Consider the following 25,441-nt stretch of genomic DNA (forward strand, 5'->3'; position numbering starts at 1 on the left):
GGGAATCCTCGTAACAGGGATACAAAGAATGAAAAATATTTTGATAATGAGTTGTATAAAAGAAGATTCAAAATAGAAAAAGCAAATGCATGGCTTGATAGCTTCAAAGCTTTATTAATAAGATTTGAGACTTTGAATATTACTTGGACAAATCTACATTATCTCGCTTTCTCTATCTTGTTTCTCAGAAAAATAAAAGTTTAAACAGGTTTTCTTACTAATTACACTATTAAACTCATGATTATTAACCATCGCTTTCTTATAGAAATAAATAAATGGATTGATCCAAAAAATAGCTTTTAAAATTTCAACAAAAAGAATATCTAAAGAATGCTTTTGCTTTACATGAATTTCTTCGTGCAAAAACACAGAATTTTCAATTTTAGAATCCTTAAAATAAGTTTCTGAAAGATAAATTGTATTCCAAAAACTGAAAGGAGCTAAGTCTTGCTTCAGAAGAAAAACAGTTCTGTTTTGATACTTAATTTTTCTTCCTTTTAATTTTTTGATTTTTATAACAGAATATCCAATTTTAAAAATTAAAATCCCTGAAACGATACAATAGCCAATTAAAAGAGCTTTTGTATAATCAAAACTTTCCTGTGGTGTTACAATTTGTGCTTCTATAACTTGTTCATTTCCTTCTACAAAAATTGTTGCAGGAATTTCTTTTACAACCTCTTTCGTTTCTATAGTTGCAAACGGAATGCATAATGAAAATAGTAAAGCTGTAATCAGATAAAACCTATTGAATGTAAATGTTTTTTCTTTGACCAAAAACAAGTGATACAAACCCAGCAAGACACCTGAACACAAAATTATTTTTAAAACGATTAACATAATTATTATTTTATCTGTTGATCAATAATATCCCGAAGTTCTTTCAATTGTTTCTGTGACAGTTTAGAATTGGATGTAAAAAACGAAGCAAACTGCGTTACTGAACTGTTGAAAAAACGGTCAATCATAGAAGTCATTTCCTCATTGAAATACTCTCCTTTTGCCACTTTTGGAAAGTATTCACGAGAATTTCCAAAAAGCCTGAAGCCTACCAAATCTTTATTCTGCATTCTTTTAAGCACCGTTGCAACGGTAGTTGTTGCCGGTTTAGGATCAGGATATGATTCTAAAATATCTTTCAAAAATGCTTTTTCTTTTTCCCAAAGAATATCCATCAATATTTTTTCGGAGTTTGTGAGTTTTATTTCATTCATGTTCTACAAAATTAAATCCTGCTCTACAAATATAGAATAAAATTTTAATTGCACAACTTTTTTATGGCATTATTTTTCCTTTCATTTCAGAAACCAATCTAAATTTTAAATATGAAAAAACTTCTCTTACCCATTTTACTGGCATCAGCAACCACAATTGTTTCTTGTCAGGGAAAAGGAAAGCCAAGCGAGCCTTCCGCAAAAGAAGAAAAAGCAAATACCAATTACAAGCCTGCTTTTGAAGGTCAAACCCGCATTACTCCTATAAAAACAACAACACCTTATAATGTAGAAATTCTATCTAAAGATTTAGGTAGACCTTGGGGAATCATCAATTTGCCTGACGGAAAATTTTTGATTACTGAAAAAACAGGTTTTATGAATGTTGTTTCTAACGATGGAAAACAAATTTCTAAAATTGAAGGATTCCCGAAGGTAGATTCAAAAGGACAAGGCGGCATGCTCGATGTTGCACTCGATCCTGATTTTAAAACCAATAATATTATTTACTTCTGCTATTCTGAGCCTTATGAAGGCGGAAATCATACTGCCGTTGCAAAAGGAAAACTTTCATCTGATTTAAAAAATATTTCTGAGGTAAAAGTAATTTTCCGTGCAACACCAACTTATGATGGTGATAAACATTACGGAAGCCGATTGGTTTTTGATAAAGACGGAAACCTTTTTGTAAGTACAGGTGAAAGATCAGATAAAGAAACTCGTGTTTACGCTCAGAAAACCGATAATTATTTAGGTAAAATTTTAAAAATAACCAAAGACGGAAAACCTGCTCCGGGAAATCCTTTTATCGGAAAAACCGGTTATAAACCTGAAATTTATGCGTTCGGGATCAGAAGTCCGCAAGGTTTAGCTTTAGATGAAAAAGGTCAGCTTTGGGATATCGAAATGGGACCGAGAGGTGGAGATGAAATTAATTTGATTCAACCCGGAAAAAATTACGGTTGGGGTGATGTAACCTATGGAATTGAATATTCGGGAGAAAAAATCAATAACGGAACGACCCAAAAAGAAGGAACCGAACAGCCCGTTTATTACTGGGATCCTGTAGTTTCACCAAGCGGAATAACTTTCTACACCGGAAATATTGATGAATGGGAAAATAATCTATTCATCGCCTGTTTGAGCGGGCAACATATCAACAGGATTGTGATAAAAGACAATAAAGTTGTTGGTGAAGAACGTTTGCTTTTAGATCAAAAAGAAAGATTTAGAGATGTTTTAAATGGTTCTGACGGAAATCTTTACGGAATTACCGACAGCGGAAAATTGTATAAAATATCTAAGAAATAAATCTAAAAAATAGAGAGTCCCAAAGGGACGATTTAAAAAAGGATAGGATAAAATCCTATCAAAAAAACATTATCAAACATAGTTAGGGCGCAAAATCTTCGATTTTGCGCCCTAACTTTTATCAATTATTATAAAAAATTTAAGCTTCTTCCAAATGGACGGTGAAGTGTCTTAAAATTTCAGGTTCCCAAGTAATATTATACCCTTTTGAAATTTCGTCTCTTCTTTCATATACATTGTTCACCGCAGCTGCAATGTAATCCATGTGATTATTGGTGTACGTTCTTCTAGGAATTGCCAAACGAACCAATTCTAATTTCGGATACCGATTTTCTCTCGTTTCAGGATCTCTGTCTGCCAATAAAGTTCCAATTTCTACCGTTCTGATTCCTGCTTCTTTGTAGATTTCAAGACCTAAAGTCTGCGCCGGATATTCTGCACGAGAAACATTAGGTAAGAAATTTAATGAATCGATGAAAACAGCATGTCCGCCAATTGGCTTCTGCACAGGAATTCCATATTCAATTAATTTATTTCCAAGATATTCAACCTGAGAAATTCTGCTTTCCAAATAAGCAAATTCTGTTGCTTCATCAAGACCAACTGCCAAAGCAGCCATATCTCTTCCTGCCATTCCACCGTAAGTGATGAAACCTTCATAAATAATCGTGAAGTTTGATGCTTTTCTGAAAACCTCTTCATTATTTAAAGCAATGAAACCTCCGATATTTACCAAACCATCTTTTTTAGAACTCATCGTCATTCCTTCTCCGTAAGAAAACATTTCTTTACAGATATCTTTAATGCTTCTGTTTTCCTGACCTGCTTCTCTTTTTTTGATGAAGTAAGCATTTTCAGCAAATCTTGCAGAATCAAAAAATACAGGAATTCCATATTTATCTGAAAGTTCTTTTACTGCTTTCATATTTTCAAGAGAAACTGGTTGACCTCCTGAAGAATTACATGTAATGGTAACCAAACAGAAAGGAATCTGCTCTTTTGGATGAGATTTGTAAACTTCTTCTAATTTTTCAAGGTTGATATTTCCTTTGAAAGGATGAAGATCATTAATATCAAAAGCCTCATCAATCGTACAGTCGATTGCATGTGCCTTTCTTATTTCGATGTGACCCTTTGTAGTATCAAAATGTGAGTTCCCCGGAACTACATCTCCGTCTTTTACCAAAACTGAGAACAAAACATTTTCAGCAGCTCTTCCTTGGTGTGTTGGTAATAAATATTTGAAACCTGTAATTCTTTTAACTGTATTGTGCAGCTCTTCAAATGAACGAGACCCAGCGTAACTTTCGTCTCCAGTCATCAAAGCGCCCCATTGTCTGTCTGACATCGCTCCTGTTCCGGAATCTGTTAAAAGATCGATGTAAACCTGCGAAGATTTTAGATTAAATAAATTGAACTTAGCATCTTTCAGCCATTGTTCTCTTTCCTCTCTTGTAGATTGACGAATTTCTTCCACCATTTTAATACGAAACGGTTCTGCGTATGGTAATTCCATGTGATATATTTTAGATTTTATTAAAGAAAAATTTATTTGAAACTAATTTTCAAATCATCAGATGTATTTAAAAGGAGTAAAAAGAATTTACTCAGGAGCTTTAAATATATTTTCATCTGAATGAAAACCTGCTACACCGCCGCTTACCGCAAATTTCATTGCCGTAGCTGCAGACATTCCTACAACAGGTTTGATATTTTTCTCTTCAGTCACAATCACCCAGCCAGAAATTGCATAAGAATGCGGAAGGTAAACTGCTACAAAATTATCTTTATGCACATCAGCCATTTCCTTTTGCGTAAGAAAACCGATTCTCCAAATTTCTGGATTTTCGTTGGTTTTCACCCAAACCGGATCGCTAAATTTCTTCTTATCACCTACAAACGAAGACATAACATCTTTCGTAGGCGAGTAAATGTGCTTAATACCCGGCATTTTTTCCAAGAGCCTGTCAATAGCATCTACAAAAAATCTTCCGACTACGAATTTATTTCCTAAATACCCCAACAAAGCAGTAATCAGCAAAGTAGAAACAAAAACCAACCCCGGAATTTCACTTGCAACGGACGGAATGATATTGTCAATCGACGTTATCACATACCAGATTACAAAAATGGTCAATCCGATGGGACCAATAATTAATAATCCCTGAAAAAAGTTTTTCAGGAAAAAATTAGTCAGATTTTCAAAAGTCGGCTTTTTCAATTTGCTTTTATCCGTGTATAGTTTCTTTGTTTCCGTAAGATTTTATGATGCCTGCTTCATATTCCAGCCATTCTTCCCATCTTTTATTTACTTTTTCAGGGTCACCAAGCTGTCTTGCAAAACCGATAAATGTGGTATAATGATTGGCTTCAGAAATCATTAACTCTTTATAGAAAGTTTTTAGTTCTTCGTCTTTTATATTTTCTGTTAAAACTTTAAATCTTTCGCAGCTTCTCGCTTCAATCATCGCTGCAAAAAGCATTTTATCGACAATTAAAGTATCTCTGTGCCCTCCTTTTTGAATAAAATTGACCAATTCATTGACGTAATCATCTTTCCTTGTACGTCCAAAAGTGTAGCCTCGTTTTGTAATAATCTCAAGAACCTGTCCGAAATGTTCCAGTTCTTCCTGAGCAATTGCCAAAAGTTCTTTTACAATATCTGGACGTTCCGGAAGCATTGTAATCAGTCCAATCGCATTGGTAGCAGCTTTTTGTTCACACCATGCATGATCGGTTAAAATTTCTTGAATGTTATCCTCCGCAATATTTGCCCACCTTGGATCGGTAGGAAGTTTCAACTTAAACATAATTTAAAAATTTCTGTAAATTTAAAATAAATTGCGATAAGAATTATTGTTTTGTTTCAAATTCGATAGCAGATTTAGTTTTGAGCAGCCGTTTTCTTTCTTAAAAATTCTAAAATCTTCCAGCCAAAATCATCAAATTTCTTCAAACCAGTTGCGATGATAAACGCTAAAGCAACATTAATGATATAAATAATGACCATCAAAACCCACCAAGGCATCAATTCTTTCATTGGGACAACCAGAAAATAAATCAATGACGAGCTGATTCCCTGACCGAAATAAAAGAAGATTGCGTTTTTACCAATATGCGTAACAAAATTTTCTTTGGTGATCTTTAACCTGTTGTACAAAACAAACAAAGTCGTCAGAGAAAAGAAAGTCCAGATAATATATGGCGTTTGCGGTGGAAATTTTTGCTTATTGATTTTAAAAAATATTTCATTTCCGAAGTACCAAAACATCCAAACCAAAGCTAGGGCAACCAATCCGTAAAGAACAGGAATCATTTTTGTCGGTATTTTTTTGCCTCTCATTCGGTTTCCAACAAGGAAAACAGTCATATAAAAAGCAACATACCCTACTTGTCCGCTCGGATAAATTTCCGGGAAAATATTAAATAATAAAGTTAAAGCAATGCAAAGTCCGATAAACCAATTGACATGTTTCGGGAAAAATTTTAAAATTAAAACTCCGAAAACGGTTAAAATAAAATAGACTTTAAGATACCAAAAGCTTCCCATCACAACAGGGAAAGTATCTGCATTCCTGTATTCGTGAAGATACCAATTTCCTAAATTCTGCCATTGTGGAGTTGTTGAAATACTGGTTGCCGAATATTTTGAGCCAAACGTTGAGTAAAAACTTTGCAGCCATTCGAGTGAGAAAAAGGTGAGTCCGAATATTTTAAAGAAATAATCTAAAAAGAACAGAAGCGTCACAAAAATCATGTACGTTATCTGCAATTTTAGTAAACGATAAAGCGTTTTTTCAATATTATTTCCTGAAGTGATACCACTTAAAGCATAAAAAATGGCAACATCAAAAACTAAAGAAAACACCCGGATTTCCGGAATAATGTAAAACTGTCCCGACCAAAATGCCGTATGAATAAATATAATGGAAAGTGTGGCTAAACCTTTCGCAAAATCAATGTAAAGATCTCTGTTCATCTAGATGTGGAATATTTTTCAAAAGTAATTAAACTTTGTGAATATTGTACATAAAGAAAAAGAGGTAAGAATAATGTCTTACCTCTGTACTAAAAGATATTAAAATGAATGTTTATTTAAGTTCTTTAAACTCTTCTGCAGAAATTTCGCCTGACTGAATTTGTTTCAACTCATCAAGGTACTGACTCATGTAAGCATCCAACTCAGGAAACTTCGAATTTTTTGCCATTTTGTAAGTTCCGTTTAAAACTCCCTGATAATAATAAAAGAAGTTGTAATCAAAATCTGCTGCAGAAAGTTCGTACTGCCCTAGAAGGAAACCTAAACGCACTGCAGATCTTCTCTGAGGCGGCGTTCCGTGGTGTCCTGCACTGGTTGTCTGATAATCGCCAATACTTTGTGCAAACTCATATGCTGCTGCAATCTGGGCAAATGATGTTTGGTTGTAGCCATTAGGTCTTCTTAGATAATATCCTGCAAAACCGTCCGCTTCCAATTCGTTTGGTCTTGCGGTCGATTCGCTTACAGATGGAAGTCCAAAAATATATTGCAACTGATGCCCGTATTCATGAGCGAGAATCATTGCATTCACGATGTTTCCACCTTTGTTTTTTGCATCGGCATAGATCGCATAGCCATAATAAATCTTTCCGGTAGAATACGAAATCGCATTATACGTAGAATTTGGGCTAGACGGATCATTTACGAAACGTAATGTTGGGTTGCTCCTTCCCCATAAACTGGCAATTTTTGTCATCTGAGCATTCATAAAACTCGTGTCTGTAGAATTAGGTAAGGACGTTGTCAATACGGCATTTGAGCTCCAGTACTGGTCTACATAATAACAGATTTTTTCGAGATCGCTTGGCTGCTCAGGTTTTAAGTTTTCTGTTTGAGTTTCAGATACAGGAGTTTCCATTGTATCGTCGTTACATGCTGATAATGAGAATACAGCAAACGCTCCTGCTAGTAAGCAGAAATTAAAGTTTCTTTTCATATTGAAATATTTTGGTGAAAGCGAAGATATACAATAATGTGAAATAATTCACTAATTCATACTGAAAAAAAACTATGCTATGCAGGTAAAAAATTATTGTTAGATATTTGATTCAAGTGTCATTTTGCTTAAAACAAAAAGTACGGCACCAAAAAGAAAAGACACAAATTTTTGAAATGATATAAACCTATCTCAATCAGAAAGCGGTGTGAATAGAAATAATTGAAAGCTTGCTCAACCTTTCGAAAAATCAATATAAAGGTTTCTGTTCATTCTATTGAGGTAAGTCTCTTGTAACTTTTTCTAATGTATCAAAATTGAAGAAATATAAACCTCCTTCCCATTCTGGTTTTGCTTTTTTCTCAATTCCACGCAATTCGTTTTCAAAAAGTCTATGATATCTTACAGAATACCAGGAATTGTAAAAGTCATTATCAATTGAATAGAGTTGTTCTTTAAAAACCTCTGAGCGTTGCGCTATTGTTCTATCAAGATGTGCATAGCCTTCCATTATCAAAAAAAGTTTGTAATTGTTTTCTTTCGCAAATCTTTCATAATTTGACATTGGAAGACAGTATTGAGAGGTGCAACCATTTGAGAAAATGTAGACCACAGATTTTGGATGTTTTTTTAGCTCTTCTTTAAGCTGTTTTCCATTTATTTTGTAAATGTACTTTACGTTTGTGTCATCAAAATTCTTCAGAGAAACAATAGTCGATTTATCATCATCCGAAAGTTTCTTATAATCATTTGTTACTCCATATACAGTGCATGATGCAAGTGACAAACACAGTAGAATGCTTAAAATTATTTTCATTGAACATTTTTTCAAAAGTACAAATAAAGCAGAAACAATTTAATTTCTATATTTGGAGGAAAAATCACATCATTATGAAATTAAATTTTAGTATCATTTTGCTTTTTCTTGCCTTCCTGAATCTATCAGCACAGGGAAACCGTTTCATTTATGAATATCAGTTTAGAATTGATTCAACAAAAACAGACAGCCTGAAGAAAGAGTTTGTCAATCTTGATATTTTCCCTACTAAATCTTATTTTTATGGTCAGGCAAAATTTGCGAGTGATTCTATCGCAAACAATTCGATTATTGAGCAAAGGAAATCTACACCCAACAGCATAAGCTATTCTTCAACTACAGACGAATGGAATATTTCTTATTTAATAGAAAAGTTATATCCGAGTTTTAAAACGACTTGGTTTACAAATATTGAGCAAACCAATATGATTGTGGAAGAAACACCTGTTTTTAAATGGAATATTCTTCCTGAAACACAAAAAATTGAAAACTATAATTGCCAAAAAGCGACTGCGAATTTTGGAGGGCGAATTTGGGAAGCCTGGTTTTCTAAGGATTTACCTTTTCCGGATGGGCCATACAAGTTTCACGGTTTGCCCGGTTTAATTGTAAAATTGGAAGACAAAACCAAATCGCATCAGTTTTTATTGAAAGGAAATAAAAAATTGAAAGCTGAAGATCATTCCTGGGATTATATTTTAGCATTGGAAAAGGAAGCTAAACATGAATTTGAAGGAGTGAAAGTAAATCCGGCTCAATACAAAAAGTTATTTATGACTTATAAAATGACCCTGCAAAAGACATTAAGCTTGATTTAGCTAGTCCCAACACCTCTATGACCGTGACTACCGAAGGTGGCAAAAAAATAACCAATAACGCAGAAATTATTAAGTTCTTTGAAGAGTCTATGGCAAAAAAATATAAATCGGTCAACAATCAGCTGGAATTAAATCTACACAGAAAGTAGAAAATTTCTCAAAATCATATTGTTACTAAATAAATAATCAGTACATTTGCACCTCGAATTAACTAAAAATTTATAGACAATGTTTGCAATTGTAGAAATAGCAGGGCTTCAATATAAAGTTGAGCAAGACCAGAAGTTGTTTGTGAACCGTTTGAAAGGAGATAAAGGAGGAAAAGTATCTTTCGATAAAATCTTACTTACTGTAAACGGAGCAATCACTGTAGGCGCCCCAGCTGTAAGCGGTATCACTGTAGAGGCAGAGATCCTTGACCACGTAAAAGCTGATAAAGTAATCATCTTCAAAAAGAAAAGAAGAAAAGGTTATGAAGTTAAAAACGGTCACAGACAATCTTTAACTCAAATCAAAATCACTGGAATCACAGGATTTGAAGGAAAAAAAGCAGAGAAGCCTGCTAAAAAAACAACTAAAAAAGCTGACGCTGAAAGCGCAGAATAATTGTTTAACCAAAAAACCTTAAAATAAAATGGCACACAAGAAAGGAGTTGGTAGTTCCAAAAACGGTAGAGAATCTCATTCTAAAAGATTAGGTGTGAAGATTTTCGGTGGACAAGACGCTATTGCTGGTAACATTATTATCAGACAAAGAGGTACTCAACATCACCCAGGTGAAAATGTTGGTATGGGTAAAGATCACACTTTACACGCTCTTGTTGACGGTAAAGTAGTTTTCAGAAAGAAAGCAAACAACAGATCATTTGTATCTATTGAACCGAACGCATAATTAAATTAGCGTTTTATAAAAATAAAATCCTCAGCATTTTTGTTGAGGATTTTTTATGTTTCTATTTTTTGATGAATTTTTGAGAGCTAAGTATTCCTTCTGAATTTTTCATTTGAATAATATATGTCCCCGCAGGCAATTGATGTACAGGAATTTTCACTTCTGTATTATCTCCTTTAATATAGTTCACCTGTTTTCCAGTTAAATCAAATATTGAGACATCTGAAACTCTTTTCTCAGATTTAATATTTATAAAATCTGATGTTGGATTAGGATACACTTTTAATATATTTTTCTGCTTATCAAGCTCAGAAGTAGATAAAGTTCCACTTTTTACCAAAACATCATCAACATGAATTGAATATCCATACCAAGCCACCCCTTCTAATGCAATTTGGTAAGTTGCTGATGGCGAAGGTAATGTTAATACTCCCGAACTCGTCCAATCACTAATGCTACTGTTAAAAGTTGTGATTAGCGTCCAAGCTCCTGTAGCAGAGGTTCTGTAATAAACTTTAAGTTCATTTTGGTCACCACCCCAATCCCTGTTTCTATAATAGAATTCTAAAGTAGGACTGCTTACAGAAGATAAATTCAAAACTGGACTTACGTATTTCGTTGCATCTCCGTCAAATGAAGTGATGTCAAACTCTGCCATTAGATTTCCCTGATATGCACCCGTTGTATAGCCAGCATAAGCAACGGAAACATTTTCCCAATCCCTTGTTCCGGATTCATAGATTTGTGTCCATGCAGATGCTGTTGCAGAAGTTGTTTCAAAAGTTTCATTCCAAGGAAATGTAGTAACCTGAGCATTAATAGACATTCCTAACAAAACAAAAGGGATAAATAGTTTTTTCATAATAATTAGTTTAAAGTTTTATCGAATATACATAAATAAAACGAAAAAGATAATTATTAACAAATCTAAGTTTCTAGAAATCAAACTAAAAACCAATAAAAACCCTGAGCAAAAGCTTTACCCAGGGTTAATTTATTTATGTCCTTTTAATACTATATCGAGCTTTCAGGACTCAACATACTCTTAAAATCCAAACTGAAAACCTGCTTTAATTCCGAATTTGGAAACATCAGGTCTATCAAGATAATTCCCTCTCCAGTTGAAGTCTACACGGAAAATTCTGATATTTCCGAAACCTATATTTTCAACACCAAATCCGTATTCATAATACACTTGCTGATCGGGTGCAGAATATTTTAAATTATCAACATTGATATTTTTTGAAGCATCGCTTAATGATCCGTAAGCACCTCTGATAAACGCAACTTCTCTTAACTTCAATTTCTTGATTAAAGGAATATAAGAAAGTATTTTACCATTGAAATGATGTTCTATATGAAGCGTAGAATAGGTATCTGCAACAAACTCATAGTAATTTAACTGAGCAAATGTATTCGGAACAATTCCGTACGACTGGTTCCCCGGAATAATATTCTGTAATGCTAAAGGAACAGTATCAAAGTTTTTTCCGGCTTCAAAATTCAACAATGTTTTTCCCCAACTTCCCAATAGAATCGGCTTGTAAAACATAAACTGCAATTTATTATAATTAAAATCCGCATTAAACAAACCTTCAATACCTCTCGTATATTTTAAAACAATGGTCGGAGCCAAAGTTCCATGCTCATATCGGTCAACTCCGGTTTGAGAAAAAGTAGCGCCCGGTCTTGCAATCAAACTGATAGTAACATGTGAATCATTGGTCGTCTTTCTTAAATCACCATTTCTGAAATACATCAAACTAAAACCTGAAGGATTAGCAGATTTAATGCTTTGCATCGTTCCGTCAACTCTTACCTGAAAGTTCTTCCAAGGCTCAATAGATGTAAAAAAACTTGTTTGGTTTACCGAACTCAAAGAGGCGTTTTCTCCTCTTGCAAATACCGTTGAAGAAGCAAATGAGCGTGATAAAATTCCGTCTTCAGTCGTTAATTGTACCCCAAGTTGCGTGACGTCCCTTTTTGTTCCTCCTCCTATCATAAAACGATTGACTCTATTAAACATATATCGACCTTCTACCCCATATTTGAATTGCTGATCTTTAAAACCATACGCATTATAAAACTCCACTCTCCACGGGTCATTTTGGGTAAAATACGTTCTTGCTCCTAATCTTATTCTATCTCCTTCCACTTCATTCTTTCCGTAAATAGATGTTATAGGACCCAAATCAATCCCTTTAGTAACATTATAATATCGAGATGCCAGTGTTTCTGTAAGCTTAATAATTCTATTGAATTTGGGGGTCTGTTGCAATCGATCAAGCATTTCATAAACGCCTTTTTCTTCTTTAGACAACGAGTCTGGTCTTGCATTTACCCAAAAATCGTCATCCTTGTCTACAAAGCTATCGTCGTATTCTTCTTTTTTTCTTGTGAAAACAGTGTCCGATAAAGGTTTATTAAAATCATAGTCAGAATAATCTACAGATCTTTTAGCAATAATGCTTTTTGCGGTCTTTTTCTTGGAAAAAGGAGTCATTTCAATTTCTGTGACGTATTTTTTAGGCAAAAATGTTTCATCATCAGGATTGTCATATTGCAATTCCGTAGAAATCGCGTTGATGAAATTGACATTTATTTTATTTGTTGACTTTAAAGTAGCTTCTAAAACCGCGTAAGAATCGGTATCAATATAAAGATATCCCTGAAAAGCTAAAACTTCCGTTCTTTTCGGCTGATAGCGTATTTTATACGCCTGTTCACCTCGAATAGAGACAGTGTCTGTCAAATTGTAATCATACGTGCTAAAACCATCGGTTCCTACAGGACTTGGAAAACCAATATCAAAATAATTTAAAGTGTTATCATAAATATTAATATCACGGTACAGGTTTTTAGCTGTAATTGCAATCACCTGATTATCCTGAAAACCCGAAGTTTTCTGGGCAACTAAAAGTTTTTTAGTTTTTTTATTGGGCTTGTTTTGTCCGAAATGATTGTAAATAGATTCATTTAAGAAAATAGGCAGCGCCATTTTTCCTCTTGCAGTAGAGTCGGCGTAATCAAAAATAAAATCTAATTTATTAAAGATTTTTCTATGCATAAAAGCACTGTCTAGATTATTGGCATCAAATTGAATCTTTTCATATTCTTTGTATGTATAGGTATTAAACTTATCAAGACCGTTATTTCTCTTACGTTTCCAGACTTCCTGCATAATTCTGTATGCCGGATTCTCTTTTTTATTTTTAAATTTTGGTTTCTCGTTGTGAATAACAACTTCCTCAATGCTGCTTACTTTTTCGGAAGACAGTTTGACAACAAGATTATTACTATTATCCGGAGTAATTTCTACACTTTCTAAAGCATAATTTTTTTTCTGAAATTTCAGTTTGTAAATAATACTATCAGACTTCACAGTGAAACTTCCGGAAGTAGTTGTAAGAACAGGCGTGTTACTATCATTAATAAAAACCTCAACCGCACTAATCTCTTTGTTGGTCTTAGCATCTACAATCTTTCCGTTTGCTGAGTTTTGGGCATGAAAAAGACTGGTTATAAAAAGGGATATGTATAGGAAACCGTATTTAAATTGATTGGTTGACATCATTCGTATCTTCGAGCGTTAGCTTAAACAAAAACTATGCTGTTTTATTATTAAATTTTAAAAGTTTTTTAAAGACTTTTGTGTTTATCTGTAAAACTGCAAATGTAACGAAAATAAAGCTATGAATATTGTGCCTAGAGAAAGCTTAAAGCTGATCTTTGATAAAAAAGAGAAGTTATCTTTTGGGAAGAAAATAAAACAAAAAAGACTTACACTAATGTAAGTCTTTTTGCTCCTCCTCTTGGGCTCGAACCAAGGACCCTCTGATTAACAGTCAGATGCTCTAACCAACTGAGCTAAGGAGGAATGTTCCTCTTTTAAGGTGCTGCAAAGATAATATGAAAAATAATATCAAGCAAATATTTTTTACTCAAAATTACCCGAAAAGTGCTATCAGATTATATTTCAGTAAATTAAATTTTAAATTAATTTGAAACAGAAAAGTATTAAAATCAAAAAAGACCTACAGTAATGTAAGTCTTTTTTGCTCCTCCTCTTGGGCTCGAACCAAGGACCCTCTGATTAACAGTCAGATGCTCTAACCAACTGAGCTAAGGAGGAATGTTCCTCTTTTAGAGTGGTGCAAATATAGTACTGATATTTAAACCACGCAAGTTTTTTATTTATTTTTTTTAAATAATTTTAAAGATTTCCTGTAACCCATTTAAAAATATCACTTCCAAAGATAAGTAACATCAAGCCTAACAGGAAGATAACCCCAACCATTTGAGCGTTCTCCAATATCTTTTGTGGAACAGGTTTTCCAACAATCATTTCGTATAAAGTGAAAATAACGTGACCGCCATCCAATCCAGGAATCGGAATTAAGTTTAAGAATGCCAACCAAACAGAGAACATTGCCGTAAAACTCCAGAAAGCTGTCCAGTCGATCGATACGCTTCCGTCTTTTGCTTTATCAACAGGCATATTTTTGATGATAGCCAATGGCCCACCTACTTTCTTATAACCCTGAACCTTTTTATTGAAGATTAATTTAAACTGTTTTACCTGATATGTTAAACTCTCAATACTTCTCGTGAAACCTCTTCCGATAGATTCTCCAAAAGTAAAATGTTTTGTTTCGTAGAATTTAGTCAATTGCTTATAAGAAGCTAATCCTAAAGTTCCTTCTTTAGATACCGATAAAACAAGCGGCTGAATTGCTCCACCTCTTACTACATCTACTTTAAGATCTTTCCCGGGACTATTTCTTACAGTTTCCTGAAATTCGTCGTAATAAGAAATTTTCTTTCCATCAACAGCCACAACCTGGTCACCAACTTTTAATCCAGCTTGAGCAGTTTTAGGATTGTATATAGAATCGATTACTGCAGGAAATCTTGGCGTAAGGAATGCTCTGGGATTCTCATCTCTGAAAGCCATCGCTTTACCATCGTCATTCGTTGGGAAGGTAACTTCTTTTCCGTTTCTTAAAACTGTGATTTCGTCACTTAAAAGAACATCTAAAGCTAATTTATCAAGATTATTCTGAGTTTTTCCGTCAACTTTTAAGATTTTATCTCCATCCTGGAAACCCATTCCTTTAGCAACGCTCGTATAATTCATCGGAGCATCCACTTTCGCTGTATCAAAAGAAGTTTCTCCATTAAAAAACGAAAGACAACCGTAAATCAACCAAGCAAGGAAGAAGTTTACCGTAACACCACCCAACATAATAATCAATCTCTGCCAAGCTGGTTTTGCTCTGAATTCCCAAGGTTGCGCAGGCTGCTTCAATTGCTCGGTATCCATACTTTCGTCAACCATTCCGGCAATTTTCACATAACCTCCGAAAGGAAGCCATCCGATACCATATTCTGTTTCTCCAATTTTCTTTTTAACTAGAGAAAAATAAGGGTCGAAGAAAAGATAAAACTTTTCTACTTTGGTTTTAAAATATTTTGCGGGCAAGAAATGCCCAAGCTCGTGAAGAATTACTAAGATAGAGATGCTTAATATAAATTGAAAGATCTTAATTGCTAATTCCATTAATTGTTTTTAGATTTTAATTTGCAAAGGTAACAATTATCAAAAGGATGCCAAACAAAAAAGCTCCTCTAAATGAGAAGCTTTGTCATATATTGTGGCTGATTTTTAAAAATTGAAAGAAACTCCCAAACTTCCGTTATTTCCCACCTCTGCGAAAACACCTACTTTGTCTGTAAAGAAATATCTTGCACCAATATGAGCACCAATTCCAAAGTCTCGTCCGAGTACTCCCAAATCAACTCCTGGATAAATATCAAGCTTCTCTGGCAATTCTAAAGCTTCCTTTAAATGGAAATTAACTCTTCCAAATATAAAAACTCGATTATCATCGTTATTATCTTTATATCCGTCAAAATAAGCATTTGCTCCGGCTCCGACAGATATTAACTGGTTTAAACCATAGTCGTAAGTCGCGGTAATTCCCGTTCCATAACCCCATGCATTGAATCCTAAATTAACTTTCTGATCCCCTTTTCCGATGTAAGCTTGTGCGCTGACCGCCACTCCGGTAAAAATCATCAACATAAAAACCAATTTCTTCATAGATTTTAATTTTAAAATATTACTAATCACAATTTGCAGCAAATATAAAACCGAAACCATTTAAAAACTGTAATTTTATGCAAGTTTTGAATTTGAAATATGAAATCGCCATGTTTGTTTTTAAATCATAGATGTGATTTTAAAAAGGCGATTCCATACGGCAATTAAAAAAAATAGAAATCTGCGTATGAAAATTATAGGGTTAAATCAGGATATTATCTGGAAAAATAAAATCGAGAACTTTCAATTGATTGAAAAACAACTACAAAATCAAGAAGCAGATCTATTTCTTTTGCCGGAAATGTTTTCTACAGGTTTTTGCATGGATGCGGCTGAAGTTTCAGATAGAAATGAAGAATCGTTGGAATTTTTAAAGAAAGTTTCAAAAGAGAAAAACGCAGCATTCTCAGGAAGTGCTTCTATAAAAGTTGATGATCAATTTTTTAATCGAATGTATTTTGTAAAACCAAATTCTGAAGTAACATTTTATGATAAAAGGCATTTGTTTTCCTTTTCAGGCGAAGATAAGATCTATACTCCCGGAAAAGACAGAGTAATTGTAGAATATCTTGGAATTCGTTTCCTGTTGCAGATTTGTTATGATTTAAGATTTCCTGTTTTTGCAAGAAATAATAATGATTATGATGCTATTTTATACGTTGCCAACTGGCCGGAAAAGAGAGTCGGAGCTTGGGAACATTTACTGAAAGCAAGAGCGATTGAGAATCTGTCATATGTCTTCGGTTTAAACAGAATCGGAACAGACGGAAATGATCTTTTTTACCAGGAAAGTTCACATTGCTTTTTTGCTGATGGTAAAGAAATTTCTCAGAAAAATGGAAAGTTGATTTCAGCCGAATTAAATTTAGAAGAACTAAAAGATTTCAGAAACCATTTTCAGTTTTTGAATGATCGGGATCTTTTTGAAATAAAATAATTCAAACTTTTGTTAGCTGGGATCTTATGAACAAACGAACCATCAGAAAATTATTTTTCATCTTAACAACAATATTATCAAGCCTTTCGTACGCTCAAGAAAATAACAAATGCGCGGAGAATATCGATTTTTTAATTAAAACGCTGGAAGAAAAATCGCCGTCGTACAAGTATTTAGTTAAGAATAAAGTAAATCTCCAAATAAAAGCAGACTCTATCAAAAACATTGCAATCAAAGATAATAACCCTTATAGTTGCAAAGAATATTTACAAAAAATTATGCGAACCATCCAGGATGGTCATTTGCAAATTTTAGTAAAAAACAATCTTGATTTTAGTGATTCAACTTCAGTTAATAACTTTTTAAATTCGGAAAAATTCAACTCCTTACCAAAAATAAATATTGATTCTCTTATAGAACATAAGAATCCAGAATACATTTACAACTCTTTAATAGACAAAATTAATATTTATATTTTTCAAGATTCTCAAAATTCGTTTAAAGGTTATGTAAAAAGTTCAGATTCAAAATTTTGGAAAAAAGGAGAATTAATTCTAAAATTTACTAAAGGAAGTAATTTTTATGAAGGCGTTTCATATACTATTTCTAAAGATCCTAGATATTTCAAAACAGAATCTTTAGAAAGCCTTATCAAAAAATTTAACATCAGTAAATTCACTAGAGAAGAAAGCCTGATTTTCAATAGATCTAAACAAAAATTATCTTTTGAAATCATCGACAATGAAATATTATACGTTTCAATAAGAAGTTTTAGAAATTTAACTATTGATGAAAACAAAGAGTTTGTAGAGTTTTTCGAAAAATCGGTTTTGCCAAACTATAAAAAATACAAAAACATTATTTTTGACTTAAGAGATAATCCCGGCGGAGCAATGGCATATGAAACATTGCTTAACGGAATTAAAAAGATAAAGGATCCTAAAAATATTTTTGTGTTACAAAACAGAAATACGGCAAGTGCTGCGGAGCTATTCATTCTTCATTTAAGAGGATTAAAGCCGATTAAAACTATTGGAGAAAACACGATGGGAATGACTTCATTTCGAGATATTCATCAAGCTCCTTTCCCTAATAATGATTATGTAATTTTCCTTCCCACTAAGGTTTTTGATAAAAACTATAAAGATCTACTTCAATATGAATATGTTGGTATCACACCAAACATTGAACTTACCGAAAATGAAAATTGGTTATTTAAAACTGTAGAAATTATAAAGAAAAACTCTCTATAATTTTATTAGCTAAATGTTGATTTGCGATTATAGCGAAAACAGTTTAAACTTTAATTATTCAAAACTTCTTTTCGCTTTCTTAATTTCCTCAAAGCTTTTCTACCTAAAATCACGACAGTAATTACCGTAATAATTGCCAGAAAAGCAGCGATTACCGGAGCCACCATTGCTAAAACAGCCATAATTCCTGCCCCTGCAGTTTCTGTCGTTCCCACAACAGGATTTCCAAGTCCACCAGTTGTCGCAGTAGAAGCGGCCCGAATTCCTGCAAATCCAGAACTGATCGTTGCAGCAGTTCCGCCTCCCGCAATTAAAGCCAATCCCCATTGCGGAAATGTTCCTAGATCCGCAAACTGACTTGCAAAAAGTACAGAACCCGCAATCGTCGCCATCGGAACAGAAACAGTATCGAGTAAATGATCTACGATCGGAATATAATAAGCTAAAATTTCTGCTAAAGTGGCAATTCCTGTAGTAATTAATGCAGGAAGACCAGAAAGCCATTCAAAACTTTCATGAGTGGGGATCCATTGAAAATAAGACGCTAAACTCACTGCAAACATTGGTAAGAATACTCTAAAACCAGTTGCCGCAGCAAGTCCGATGCCAATAAATGCGCTCAAAACATAAGGAAGATAAGGAATTTGATCTAGCATAGGTCATCAATTGTTTGTTTAAATCTACAAAAAATACAAATACTTATCTCTCAAATTTTTAAATATGATTTTACTTGATAAAAATGATAAATTTCGGAACTGAACCGTTGTAGAAAATTACAAAAAAACGAAAATTGCGCTCCTCTGGAACGCAATTTTTTTTATAAATGATAAATTATAATCTTTTATGATTTCTTCTGAGACTGGCATAATTTAATAAACTCCGCTTCCACATCCTGAAACTTCTTAGGAAGTTCATTCGATACCCAAAACATCATCGCAATTGTTTTATCGCCAAAACTCGCTTTAAAAAGATCTTTATTTAAACGGTAACATTCTCTCAAAAGTCTTTTTACACGATTTCTGTACACCGCTTTTTTAAAATATCTTTTAGAAACCGAAACTCCTAATTTCACATTTTCATTTTGTAAATCCGGATGATTTTTAAGAATAATTATGCGCAAATTTCCGCAACTTCTCCATTTACCTTTTGCAAAAAGTAAAGTAATCTCAGTATCTTTTTTGAGCTTTTCTGCTTTTGGATATTTAAAATCAGACATTAATATTTCTTCAGTAAGTGGTTGATAACTTCGGATGCAGCATACAATCCGAAAATTGCAGGAAGAAAACTGATGGTTCCATAAAAAGACCTTTTATAATTGCTGCCGTCTGTCATTTTTAGGCTATCTTCATCCTGAATTTCATCTGAAAATACACAACGAATTCCTTTGTCTATTTTTTCTTTTTTCAACCTTTTTCTTACTTCTCTTGCAAGGTGACAATGCTGTGTTTTACTGATGTCACGAACGATAACTTTAGAAGGATCAGATTTTCCGCCGGCTCCCATTGAGCTTACAATTTTTATTTTTCTGCGTCTTGCAGCAATAATTAATGACACTTTCGGACTAACACTATCAATACAATCTAATATATAATCAAAATTTCCACCGTCTAGAATTTCTGCCATTCTTTCAGGATTCAAAAACTCATTGACTTTTACCAGCTCAAGATTCGGGTTAATATCCATCAATCTTTCTGAAACGACATCTACTTTATGCTTTCCTACAGTAGAATGCAAAGCAGGAAGCTGTCTGTTAATATTTGTAATATCTACAGTATCTCCATCTACAATGGTCATCTTTCCGACACCAGCTCTCGCTAAAAATTCTGCAGCAAAAGAACCGACTCCACCTAAACCTACAACCAGAACAGCGGCTTTGTTTAATTTTTCAACACCTTTTTCTTTTATCAATAATTCTGTTCTTTCAAGCCAAACTTTATCCATGCTGAATCGTTTCTAAATTTTCTAAAATCTGTTCATTAAGTTTTTCTAAAGAAATTCCTTTTAATTTTGAAACTTTTACATATAATTCTTCGATATTAAAATCTTCATTATCCGTTTCAAGAAATATTTTATCTAAAGGAGTTGTCTTTAAAACATTCTGCAAAGATAGATTATACAAAACAGGTTTTCCAAAACTCAAATAAAATTTATTTTTAAGCAAATCATCGGCGATACTCTGCTTTTTGTTAAATCCGTGAATAATCATCGGTTGATTCGCTATTTTCCTGAAAGAAATCACTTCGTAGAATTTTCTTACACAGTGAATAATTAAAGGTTTTTTAAACTCATTAGAAATTTCGATATGTCTTTTAAAAACTTGTTCCTGTATTTTTTGTTCAGTTGAAATCAATCCGTCAAGACCGCATTCTCCAATTGCAAAACAGTTTTCAGTAATATTAGACTTCAACCAATCGAATTGACATTCAATACTTTCACACTGAATATCCTGAGGATGAATTCCTATTGAATACGGAAAACCTGCTGGAGTTTCACCATATTCCAGATTGTAAATTCCTTTACTTGTATTTTTCTTGTGATGATGAAAATCAAAAAATCCCATATTCAAAAATACTACAATTCGAGTAAGACTGAAAATTATTAAACAACTGTTTATAGATATGTTAAAAAGTCTTAACTTTACTAAAAACGTAATTATGGGGAAAAAGTTTTCTGAGAAACAAATTCACATTCTTGATATTGCCGAAGAACTCATCGCTAAGAAGGGATATGAGGGAACATCTGTACGAGATATTTGCACAAAAGCCAACATTAATGTCGCAATGATTTCTTATTATTTCGGTTCTAAAGAAAAGATGATGTCTTATCTATACCAATATAGAGTATTAAAAACAAGAGAGAATTTTTCTGAATTTGCAGACACCATAAAAGAGGGCAGACCGGAAATGCAGATGAAAGAAATGATAAAATATATTGTAAGCCAGCTTTTCAGATATAATTATTTTCATGGTTTTGTAACTCAGGAACTTCGACATACTGAAAATCTGAAGGATGAACTTCTAGATTTTTATCAGCTTTTTGTGAAAAAATTAGATGAAGTCATCAAAAAAGGTGTTACTTCAGGCGTTTTTACATTTACACCAAAGCCTGAAGACATCCTTACAACCATTATAGGTTCTACTTTATTTGTCATCAGGAATAAGAATTTCTATGAACTGTATGTGCCTCACAAAGATGATGAATCATATACCAAAGAAGCTGAAAAAAAGGTAAGAATGAATCTTTTAATGAATACTTTTGCTGTTTTGGGATACTCAGCAGACTAATTTTACGTTAAATAATCATAAAAAAAAATCTTTTAGCAAAAAAGTTATATTTTTGCAAATTAATAGGTCGGTAAACCCGAAAACTGTTACATTTTATATGAAAAAGTATATTTTAGGTATTTTCGCTATTGCTGTTTTGGCATCATGCAAAAGTCAGCAGGAAAAAGCATTGAGAAGTGCAGACAAAAACTTTATTCTTAAAGCTGCAAACGAAAATTTTGCTAAAAAGAAGTGGAAAAATGCATTGGCACTTTATGACAGACTTCCAAATTTGGTTGCAGGGACAGATGAGGCGCCAAATGTGGTATTCAATTCTGCGTATGCCAATTATTACGATAAAAATTACAGACTGGCAGGAAATCAGTTTAAAAACTTTTCAGTAAGTTTCCCTCAGGATAACAGAAAAGAAGAAGCTGCTTATATGTCTGCATTGTGTTACTACAACGGTTCTATGGATTATAACTTAGATCAGTCTAGTACAGAATTAGCAATTAATGAGCTTCAGGAATTTTTGAATACGTATCCTAATTCTGAAAGATCAAAAAACATTAACACAATGATTGATGAACTTTCTTATAAATTAGAATTCAAGGCTTTCGAAAATGCTAAGCAATATTTCAAAATGGCAGATTACAAAGCAACTGTAACTACTTTTGAAAATGTTTTGGATGACTTCCCAAGTACAAAGCTTCGTCCGAAAATCTATGATTACATGATGAAAGCACGTTATTCTTTAGCTTTAGGTTCAAATTATGACCTAAAAGGCGAGCGTATCGAAAGTGCATTGGCTTTTACCAAACAGGTTGAAAAAGAACTTCCAGATACAGAGTATTCCAAAACAGCTTTAGATTTAAGACAAAAACTCGAAAAAGAGAAAAAAGATTTTGTTGTTGCTAAGAAACAAATGGAAGAAAAAATTGCAGTACTTACAGCAAAGCAGAAAAAAATTGCTGATAAGCTAGCAGAGCAAAGTAAAACTGAACAGCAAATTAAAGAACAAATCGCTAACGAAAAGAAAGCAATGCAGATTCAGAGAGACAGTGCGGCACTAAGTACCCCTCCTCCTGCAGCGACTTTCAAAATCCAAAGATAATTCGTAAATTTGCCATCTTATAATTAAAATAATTTTCTCAAAATGAGCGTAAAAGATACAAAAGCAGAAGTAAATACTATTACTTACGATAAAGATAAGATTGAAGATAAAGTAGGTTCAATCTATGAAGCTATTGTGATCATGGGGAAAAGAGCAGAACAAATCAATGCAGAAATCCGTACTGAATTACACAATAAATTAGACGAATTTGCTGTTCACAACTCTACTTTGGAAGAAGTTTTTGAAAACAGAGAACAAATCGAAATTTCAAAACATTATGAAAAACTTCCAAAGCCAACATCTATCGCTATCCAAGAATGGTTAGATGGTGATATATATTTCAGAAAGACTGAAGAAAGAAAATAATAAATTTCATTCTTATAAAATATAAAATCATAGAAGATTAGTTTCTTCTATGATTTTTGTTGTTTGTATATATCAATTCCACTTAAATTCTTAATGTAGATAAAATGCAGAGCATTAAGATAAAGACAGTCTTGAAAAAATCAGTAAATTAGTCCTTTAAAAAAATCTACATGAGTATTTCAGGGAAAAAGATTCTCATTGCCGTTTCTGGCGGAATAGCTGCCTATAAAATTCATTTCCTCATCAGAGATTTAGTGAAAAAAGGAGCCGAAATTCAGGTAATTATGTCTCCTGATGCTGAACATTTTGTTACTAAACTTAGCCTCTCTACACTTTCAAAAAATCCTGTTTACACTGAATTTTACAGCGATAACGGAACTTGGAACAGCCATGTTGAAATGGCACTTTGGGCAGATATAATGATTGTTGCGCCCTGTACGGCAAACACTTTGGCAAAAATGGTTCACGGGATTTGCGACAATCTTTTGATTGCGACGTACATGTCGGCTAAATGCCCTGTTTTTATTGTTCCTGCTATGGATTTGGATATGTATCAACATCCTTCAACCAAAAGCAACCTAAAGCTTGCCGGAGAATTTGGGCATACTGTAATTCCTGCGGAAAGCGGAGAATTGGCAAGTGGTTTAATCGGTCAGGGAAGAATGGCGGAACCGGAGACTATTGTTAAATCTATTGAAGAATTTTTTAATGCAGATCAAAAAAAATCGCTGGAAGGAAAAACAGTTTTAATTACAGCCGGACCAACTTACGAAGCCATTGATCCTGTTCGTTTTATAGGAAATTATTCTTCAGGAAAAATGGGTTTTTCTTTAGCTGAAGAAGCTGCAAAAAGAGGTGCAAAAGTAATTCTGATTTCAGGACCGAGTTCTTTGAAACCGAAACATGAAAATATCGATTTACACCGAATTACGTCAGCAAAAGAAATGCTCGATAAAGTTTTCGAATATTACAACACCATCGATATAGGAATCGCAAGCGCTGCGGTTGCAGACTATGCTCCGAAAGTAGTAGCTTCAGAAAAAATTAAAAAAAATGAAGACACTTTCACAATAGAACTCATCAAGAATCCGGATATATTAAAAACGATGGGTGAGAAAAAAGCACATCAGTTTTTGGTAGGCTTTGCTTTGGAAACTCAAAATGAAGAAGAAAATGCTAAAGGAAAACTCGCGAAGAAAAATCTGGATATGATTGTTCTAAACTCTCTTCGTGACGAAGGTGCTGGTTTTAAAAATGACACCAACAAAATAAAAATTTTTACCAAAACAGAGAAAATGGAATTTGATTTAAAATCAAAAGAAAATGTCGCTAAAGATATTCTCGATTGCATTGAAGCTCAATTTTTAAAATAAATGTTATAAATTTCCGTTTTCAACTTTTAATTTGTCAAATGAAAAAAATAATCATACTCTTTTTTCTGATTGTATTCAATTTCAGTTTTTCTCAGGAACTTCTGGCTACAGTTCAGGTAAATTCTCAGAGCTTAGGTGGAAGCAATACACAAGCCTATAAAGCTTTAGAAAAAAGTCTCAGAGATTTTATCAACAATACAAGCTGGACAGGTAAAAAACTTCAGAATTTCGAAAAAATAAAATCAAATTTCGCGATTGTTCTCAGCGAACGAGACGGAAACAAATATAAAGGAGCTATAGTTATTCAGGCGGTTCGCCCTGTTTTTAATAGTTCATACGAATCTCCCCTTTTAAATCTTAAAGATAACAGATTTGCTTTCGAATATGCTGAAAACGAAAACCTTATTTTCAACGAAAGGCAGTTTTCGGGGAAAAACTTAATTGATGTAATCAGCTTTTATGTTTATCTTATTTTGGGTTACGATGCAGACAGCTTCCAGTCAATGGGAGGAACTCAGTGGTTTTCAAAAGCACAACAAATTGCTCAAAATTCTCAAAACAGAAATTACGAAGGTTGGAATCAGATTAATGAGCCTAGGAGCCGTTCTATTTTGATTGGAGAAATTCTTAATCCTAATATGAGCCAACTTCGTTCTACTATTTATACGTATCACAGAGCAGGTTTAGATGGATTGTTTAATCAAGACCAATCACAAGCTAAGAAGATTATTTTTGATGCCTTATTACAGCTGAAAACCTACGAAAACTCTTTCCAGCAGAATTATTTCTTCAATCTTTTTATGGATAACAAGGCGGATGAGATATTCAACATTTTCAATTCAGGAAATAATGGGGCAATAAATATTGGAACTTTGAAACAGCAGATGATTATTTTTTCACCCAAGAATACCGAATCTAAGTGGAATAAATGGAAGTAACTGTCTTAATTTTTTAATTCTGACTTCTAAATTTTATATTTGCAGCAACAAACGTAATCTGTTTTT

28 protein-coding genes and 2 tRNA genes are annotated in these 25,441 nt (G+C 33.4%); 12 read left to right on the plus strand and 18 right to left on the minus strand.

Going from position 1 to position 25,441, the window contains the following annotated elements; all coding sequences use genetic code 11:
• Positions 1 to 153 precede the first annotated feature (153 nt).
• Together B5X64_RS00005 and B5X64_RS00010 are read right to left on the minus strand one after the other, a co-directional pair.
• Positions 154 to 840, minus strand: coding sequence for a M48 family metalloprotease (locus tag B5X64_RS00005; RefSeq protein ID WP_111944904.1), 687 nt, complete (start codon positions 838 to 840; stop codon positions 154 to 156).
• Between the two features lie 5 nt (positions 841 to 845).
• Positions 846 to 1,214, minus strand: coding sequence for a BlaI/MecI/CopY family transcriptional regulator (locus tag B5X64_RS00010; RefSeq protein WP_079463327.1), 369 nt, complete (start codon positions 1,212 to 1,214; stop codon positions 846 to 848).
• A gap of 111 nt (positions 1,215 to 1,325) precedes the next feature.
• On the opposite strand from B5X64_RS00010, the gene B5X64_RS00015 reads away from it, so the two are divergent.
• Positions 1,326 to 2,525, plus strand: coding sequence for a PQQ-dependent sugar dehydrogenase (locus B5X64_RS00015; RefSeq protein WP_079463328.1), 1,200 nt, complete (start codon positions 1,326 to 1,328; stop codon positions 2,523 to 2,525).
• Positions 2,526 to 2,664: 139 nt separating this feature from the next.
• Here B5X64_RS00015 and B5X64_RS00020 read toward each other — a convergent pair whose 3' ends face one another.
• The 6 genes from B5X64_RS00020 to B5X64_RS22475 all read right to left on the minus strand — a co-directional run bounded on the left by B5X64_RS00020 (position 2,665) and on the right by B5X64_RS22475 (position 8,318).
• Positions 2,665 to 4,041: a tryptophanase TnaA gene (locus tag B5X64_RS00020; protein ID WP_079463329.1), complete on the minus strand. Its 1,377-nt coding sequence runs from the start codon at positions 4,039 to 4,041 to the stop codon at positions 2,665 to 2,667.
• 87 nt (positions 4,042 to 4,128) lie between these two features.
• On the minus strand, positions 4,129 to 4,746 hold the full coding sequence (locus B5X64_RS00025) for a DUF502 domain-containing protein (protein ID WP_079463330.1): 618 nt from the start codon (positions 4,744 to 4,746) through the stop codon (positions 4,129 to 4,131).
• 7 nt (positions 4,747 to 4,753) lie between these two features.
• Entirely contained in the window at positions 4,754 to 5,335 is a 582-nt protein-coding gene (locus B5X64_RS00030; protein WP_066675320.1) for a MiaE family protein, read from the minus strand.
• A gap of 74 nt (positions 5,336 to 5,409) precedes the next feature.
• Positions 5,410 to 6,504 (minus strand): acyltransferase family protein, encoded by a 1,095-nt coding sequence (locus B5X64_RS00035; RefSeq protein WP_079463331.1) that lies wholly within the window; start codon positions 6,502 to 6,504, stop codon positions 5,410 to 5,412.
• A 112-nt stretch (positions 6,505 to 6,616) separates the two neighbouring features.
• Positions 6,617 to 7,501: a neutral zinc metallopeptidase gene (locus B5X64_RS00040; protein WP_079463332.1), complete on the minus strand. Its 885-nt coding sequence runs from the start codon at positions 7,499 to 7,501 to the stop codon at positions 6,617 to 6,619.
• Between the two features lie 274 nt (positions 7,502 to 7,775).
• Positions 7,776 to 8,318, minus strand: a complete 543-nt coding sequence (locus tag B5X64_RS22475; RefSeq protein WP_111944903.1) for a hypothetical protein — start codon at positions 8,316 to 8,318, stop codon at positions 7,776 to 7,778.
• A gap of 74 nt (positions 8,319 to 8,392) precedes the next feature.
• Here B5X64_RS22475 and B5X64_RS00050 point away from each other — a divergent pair, with 74 nt between their 5' ends.
• The 4 genes from B5X64_RS00050 (at position 8,393) to rpmA (ending at position 10,028) form a co-directional block, all read left to right on the plus strand.
• Positions 8,393 to 9,136, plus strand: a complete 744-nt coding sequence (locus B5X64_RS00050; protein ID WP_164463463.1) for a GLPGLI family protein — start codon at positions 8,393 to 8,395, stop codon at positions 9,134 to 9,136.
• Positions 9,137 to 9,153: 17 nt separating this feature from the next.
• Positions 9,154 to 9,285, plus strand: a complete 132-nt coding sequence (locus tag B5X64_RS23165) for a hypothetical protein (RefSeq protein WP_276327938.1) — start codon at positions 9,154 to 9,156, stop codon at positions 9,283 to 9,285.
• A 79-nt stretch (positions 9,286 to 9,364) separates the two neighbouring features.
• Positions 9,365 to 9,742, plus strand: coding sequence for a 50S ribosomal protein L21 (gene rplU, locus B5X64_RS00055; protein ID WP_076561496.1), 378 nt, complete (start codon positions 9,365 to 9,367; stop codon positions 9,740 to 9,742).
• A gap of 28 nt (positions 9,743 to 9,770) precedes the next feature.
• Positions 9,771 to 10,028, plus strand: a complete 258-nt coding sequence (rpmA, locus tag B5X64_RS00060; RefSeq protein WP_028121647.1) for a 50S ribosomal protein L27 — start codon at positions 9,771 to 9,773, stop codon at positions 10,026 to 10,028.
• A gap of 61 nt (positions 10,029 to 10,089) precedes the next feature.
• On the opposite strand, the gene B5X64_RS00065 is transcribed toward rpmA, so the two are convergent.
• From B5X64_RS00065 to B5X64_RS00090, 6 genes are all read right to left on the minus strand, one after another.
• A complete protein-coding gene (locus tag B5X64_RS00065) occupies positions 10,090 to 10,890 on the minus strand; it encodes a T9SS-dependent choice-of-anchor J family protein (protein WP_079463335.1) in 801 nt (266 codons plus the stop codon).
• A gap of 183 nt (positions 10,891 to 11,073) precedes the next feature.
• On the minus strand, positions 11,074 to 13,599 hold the full coding sequence (locus tag B5X64_RS00070) for a DUF5686 family protein (RefSeq protein ID WP_079463336.1): 2,526 nt from the start codon (positions 13,597 to 13,599) through the stop codon (positions 11,074 to 11,076).
• 232 nt (positions 13,600 to 13,831) lie between these two features.
• Positions 13,832 to 13,905: transfer RNA gene (locus B5X64_RS00075), tRNA-Asn, on the minus strand.
• 181 nt (positions 13,906 to 14,086) lie between these two features.
• Positions 14,087 to 14,160 (minus strand) — tRNA-Asn (locus tag B5X64_RS00080).
• 81 nt (positions 14,161 to 14,241) lie between these two features.
• Positions 14,242 to 15,588 (minus strand): RIP metalloprotease RseP, encoded by a 1,347-nt coding sequence (gene rseP / locus B5X64_RS00085; protein ID WP_079463337.1) that lies wholly within the window; start codon positions 15,586 to 15,588, stop codon positions 14,242 to 14,244.
• Between the two features lie 105 nt (positions 15,589 to 15,693).
• On the minus strand, positions 15,694 to 16,131 hold the full coding sequence (locus B5X64_RS00090) for a DUF6646 family protein (RefSeq protein WP_079463924.1): 438 nt from the start codon (positions 16,129 to 16,131) through the stop codon (positions 15,694 to 15,696).
• A 187-nt stretch (positions 16,132 to 16,318) separates the two neighbouring features.
• Between B5X64_RS00090 and B5X64_RS00095 the strand changes: the two genes are divergently transcribed.
• Positions 16,319 to 17,068 (plus strand): nitrilase-related carbon-nitrogen hydrolase, encoded by a 750-nt coding sequence (locus B5X64_RS00095; protein ID WP_079463338.1) that lies wholly within the window; start codon positions 16,319 to 16,321, stop codon positions 17,066 to 17,068.
• Positions 17,069 to 17,094: 26 nt separating this feature from the next.
• Positions 17,095 to 18,321, plus strand: a complete 1,227-nt coding sequence (locus B5X64_RS00100) for a S41 family peptidase (protein ID WP_079463339.1) — start codon at positions 17,095 to 17,097, stop codon at positions 18,319 to 18,321.
• Between the two features lie 50 nt (positions 18,322 to 18,371).
• Here B5X64_RS00100 and B5X64_RS00105 read toward each other — a convergent pair whose 3' ends face one another.
• The 4 genes from B5X64_RS00105 to B5X64_RS00120 all read right to left on the minus strand — a co-directional run bounded on the left by B5X64_RS00105 (position 18,372) and on the right by B5X64_RS00120 (position 20,881).
• Positions 18,372 to 18,977, minus strand: coding sequence for a DUF4126 domain-containing protein (locus tag B5X64_RS00105; protein WP_079463340.1), 606 nt, complete (start codon positions 18,975 to 18,977; stop codon positions 18,372 to 18,374).
• Between the two features lie 185 nt (positions 18,978 to 19,162).
• Positions 19,163 to 19,537 (minus strand): ribonuclease P protein component, encoded by a 375-nt coding sequence (rnpA, locus tag B5X64_RS00110; protein ID WP_079463341.1) that lies wholly within the window; start codon positions 19,535 to 19,537, stop codon positions 19,163 to 19,165.
• Positions 19,537 to 20,262, minus strand: coding sequence for a tRNA threonylcarbamoyladenosine dehydratase (locus B5X64_RS00115; RefSeq protein WP_079463342.1), 726 nt, complete (start codon positions 20,260 to 20,262; stop codon positions 19,537 to 19,539). The genes rnpA and B5X64_RS00115 overlap by 1 nt, the downstream gene beginning before the upstream one ends.
• Positions 20,255 to 20,881, minus strand: a complete 627-nt coding sequence (locus B5X64_RS00120) for a TatD family hydrolase (protein ID WP_079463343.1) — start codon at positions 20,879 to 20,881, stop codon at positions 20,255 to 20,257. The genes B5X64_RS00115 and B5X64_RS00120 overlap by 8 nt, the downstream gene beginning before the upstream one ends.
• A gap of 94 nt (positions 20,882 to 20,975) precedes the next feature.
• Here B5X64_RS00120 and B5X64_RS00125 point away from each other — a divergent pair, with 94 nt between their 5' ends.
• The 5 genes from B5X64_RS00125 to porD all read left to right on the plus strand — a co-directional run bounded on the left by B5X64_RS00125 (position 20,976) and on the right by porD (position 25,375).
• Positions 20,976 to 21,605 carry a TetR/AcrR family transcriptional regulator gene (locus tag B5X64_RS00125; RefSeq protein ID WP_079463925.1) on the plus strand — a complete coding sequence of 210 codons (630 nt, stop codon included), beginning with the start codon at positions 20,976 to 20,978 and terminating at the stop codon, positions 21,603 to 21,605.
• 97 nt (positions 21,606 to 21,702) lie between these two features.
• A complete protein-coding gene (locus B5X64_RS00130; RefSeq protein ID WP_079463926.1) occupies positions 21,703 to 22,698 on the plus strand; it encodes an outer membrane protein assembly factor BamD in 996 nt (331 codons plus the stop codon).
• Between the two features lie 42 nt (positions 22,699 to 22,740).
• Positions 22,741 to 23,064 (plus strand): DNA-directed RNA polymerase subunit omega, encoded by a 324-nt coding sequence (locus B5X64_RS00135; RefSeq protein WP_066675352.1) that lies wholly within the window; start codon positions 22,741 to 22,743, stop codon positions 23,062 to 23,064.
• Positions 23,065 to 23,234: 170 nt separating this feature from the next.
• Positions 23,235 to 24,437, plus strand: coding sequence for a bifunctional phosphopantothenoylcysteine decarboxylase/phosphopantothenate--cysteine ligase CoaBC (gene coaBC / locus B5X64_RS00140; protein WP_079463344.1), 1,203 nt, complete (start codon positions 23,235 to 23,237; stop codon positions 24,435 to 24,437).
• A gap of 38 nt (positions 24,438 to 24,475) precedes the next feature.
• A complete protein-coding gene (gene porD / locus B5X64_RS00145) occupies positions 24,476 to 25,375 on the plus strand; it encodes a type IX secretion system protein PorD (protein WP_079463345.1) in 900 nt (299 codons plus the stop codon).
• Positions 25,376 to 25,441 lie beyond the last annotated feature (66 nt).

Source organism: Chryseobacterium balustinum (genome assembly GCF_900168205.1).
Lineage (GTDB): Bacteria > Bacteroidota > Bacteroidia > Flavobacteriales > Weeksellaceae > Chryseobacterium > Chryseobacterium balustinum.

Coding starts and splice junctions, on each gene's coding strand:
- B5X64_RS00005 (WP_111944904.1), bottom strand. CDS start 840: ATGTTAATCGTTTTAAAAATAATTTTGTGTTCAGGTGTCTTGCTGGGT.
- B5X64_RS00010 (WP_079463327.1), bottom strand. CDS start 1,214: ATGAATGAAATAAAACTCACAAACTCCGAAAAAATATTGATGGATATT.
- B5X64_RS00015 (WP_079463328.1), top strand. CDS start 1,326: ATGAAAAAACTTCTCTTACCCATTTTACTGGCATCAGCAACCACAATT.
- B5X64_RS00020 (WP_079463329.1), bottom strand. CDS start 4,041: ATGGAATTACCATACGCAGAACCGTTTCGTATTAAAATGGTGGAAGAA.
- B5X64_RS00030 (WP_066675320.1), bottom strand. CDS start 5,335: ATGTTTAAGTTGAAACTTCCTACCGATCCAAGGTGGGCAAATATTGCG.
- B5X64_RS00035 (WP_079463331.1), bottom strand. CDS start 6,504: ATGAACAGAGATCTTTACATTGATTTTGCGAAAGGTTTAGCCACACTT.
- B5X64_RS00040 (WP_079463332.1), bottom strand. CDS start 7,501: ATGAAAAGAAACTTTAATTTCTGCTTACTAGCAGGAGCGTTTGCTGTA.
- B5X64_RS22475 (WP_111944903.1), bottom strand. CDS start 8,318: ATGAAAATAATTTTAAGCATTCTACTGTGTTTGTCACTTGCATCATGC.
- B5X64_RS00050 (WP_164463463.1), top strand. CDS start 8,393: ATGAAATTAAATTTTAGTATCATTTTGCTTTTTCTTGCCTTCCTGAAT.
- B5X64_RS23165 (WP_276327938.1), top strand. CDS start 9,154: ATGACCGTGACTACCGAAGGTGGCAAAAAAATAACCAATAACGCAGAA.
- rplU (WP_076561496.1), top strand. CDS start 9,365: ATGTTTGCAATTGTAGAAATAGCAGGGCTTCAATATAAAGTTGAGCAA.
- rpmA (WP_028121647.1), top strand. CDS start 9,771: ATGGCACACAAGAAAGGAGTTGGTAGTTCCAAAAACGGTAGAGAATCT.
- B5X64_RS00065 (WP_079463335.1), bottom strand. CDS start 10,890: ATGAAAAAACTATTTATCCCTTTTGTTTTGTTAGGAATGTCTATTAAT.
- B5X64_RS00070 (WP_079463336.1), bottom strand. CDS start 13,599: ATGTCAACCAATCAATTTAAATACGGTTTCCTATACATATCCCTTTTT.
- rseP (WP_079463337.1), bottom strand. CDS start 15,588: ATGGAATTAGCAATTAAGATCTTTCAATTTATATTAAGCATCTCTATC.
- B5X64_RS00090 (WP_079463924.1), bottom strand. CDS start 16,131: ATGAAGAAATTGGTTTTTATGTTGATGATTTTTACCGGAGTGGCGGTC.
- B5X64_RS00095 (WP_079463338.1), top strand. CDS start 16,319: ATGAAAATTATAGGGTTAAATCAGGATATTATCTGGAAAAATAAAATC.
- B5X64_RS00100 (WP_079463339.1), top strand. CDS start 17,095: ATGAACAAACGAACCATCAGAAAATTATTTTTCATCTTAACAACAATA.
- B5X64_RS00105 (WP_079463340.1), bottom strand. CDS start 18,977: ATGCTAGATCAAATTCCTTATCTTCCTTATGTTTTGAGCGCATTTATT.
- rnpA (WP_079463341.1), bottom strand. CDS start 19,537: ATGTCTGATTTTAAATATCCAAAAGCAGAAAAGCTCAAAAAAGATACT.
- B5X64_RS00115 (WP_079463342.1), bottom strand. CDS start 20,262: ATGGATAAAGTTTGGCTTGAAAGAACAGAATTATTGATAAAAGAAAAA.
- B5X64_RS00120 (WP_079463343.1), bottom strand. CDS start 20,881: ATGGGATTTTTTGATTTTCATCATCACAAGAAAAATACAAGTAAAGGA.
- B5X64_RS00125 (WP_079463925.1), top strand. CDS start 20,976: ATGGGGAAAAAGTTTTCTGAGAAACAAATTCACATTCTTGATATTGCC.
- B5X64_RS00130 (WP_079463926.1), top strand. CDS start 21,703: ATGAAAAAGTATATTTTAGGTATTTTCGCTATTGCTGTTTTGGCATCA.
- B5X64_RS00135 (WP_066675352.1), top strand. CDS start 22,741: ATGAGCGTAAAAGATACAAAAGCAGAAGTAAATACTATTACTTACGAT.
- coaBC (WP_079463344.1), top strand. CDS start 23,235: ATGAGTATTTCAGGGAAAAAGATTCTCATTGCCGTTTCTGGCGGAATA.
- porD (WP_079463345.1), top strand. CDS start 24,476: ATGAAAAAAATAATCATACTCTTTTTTCTGATTGTATTCAATTTCAGT.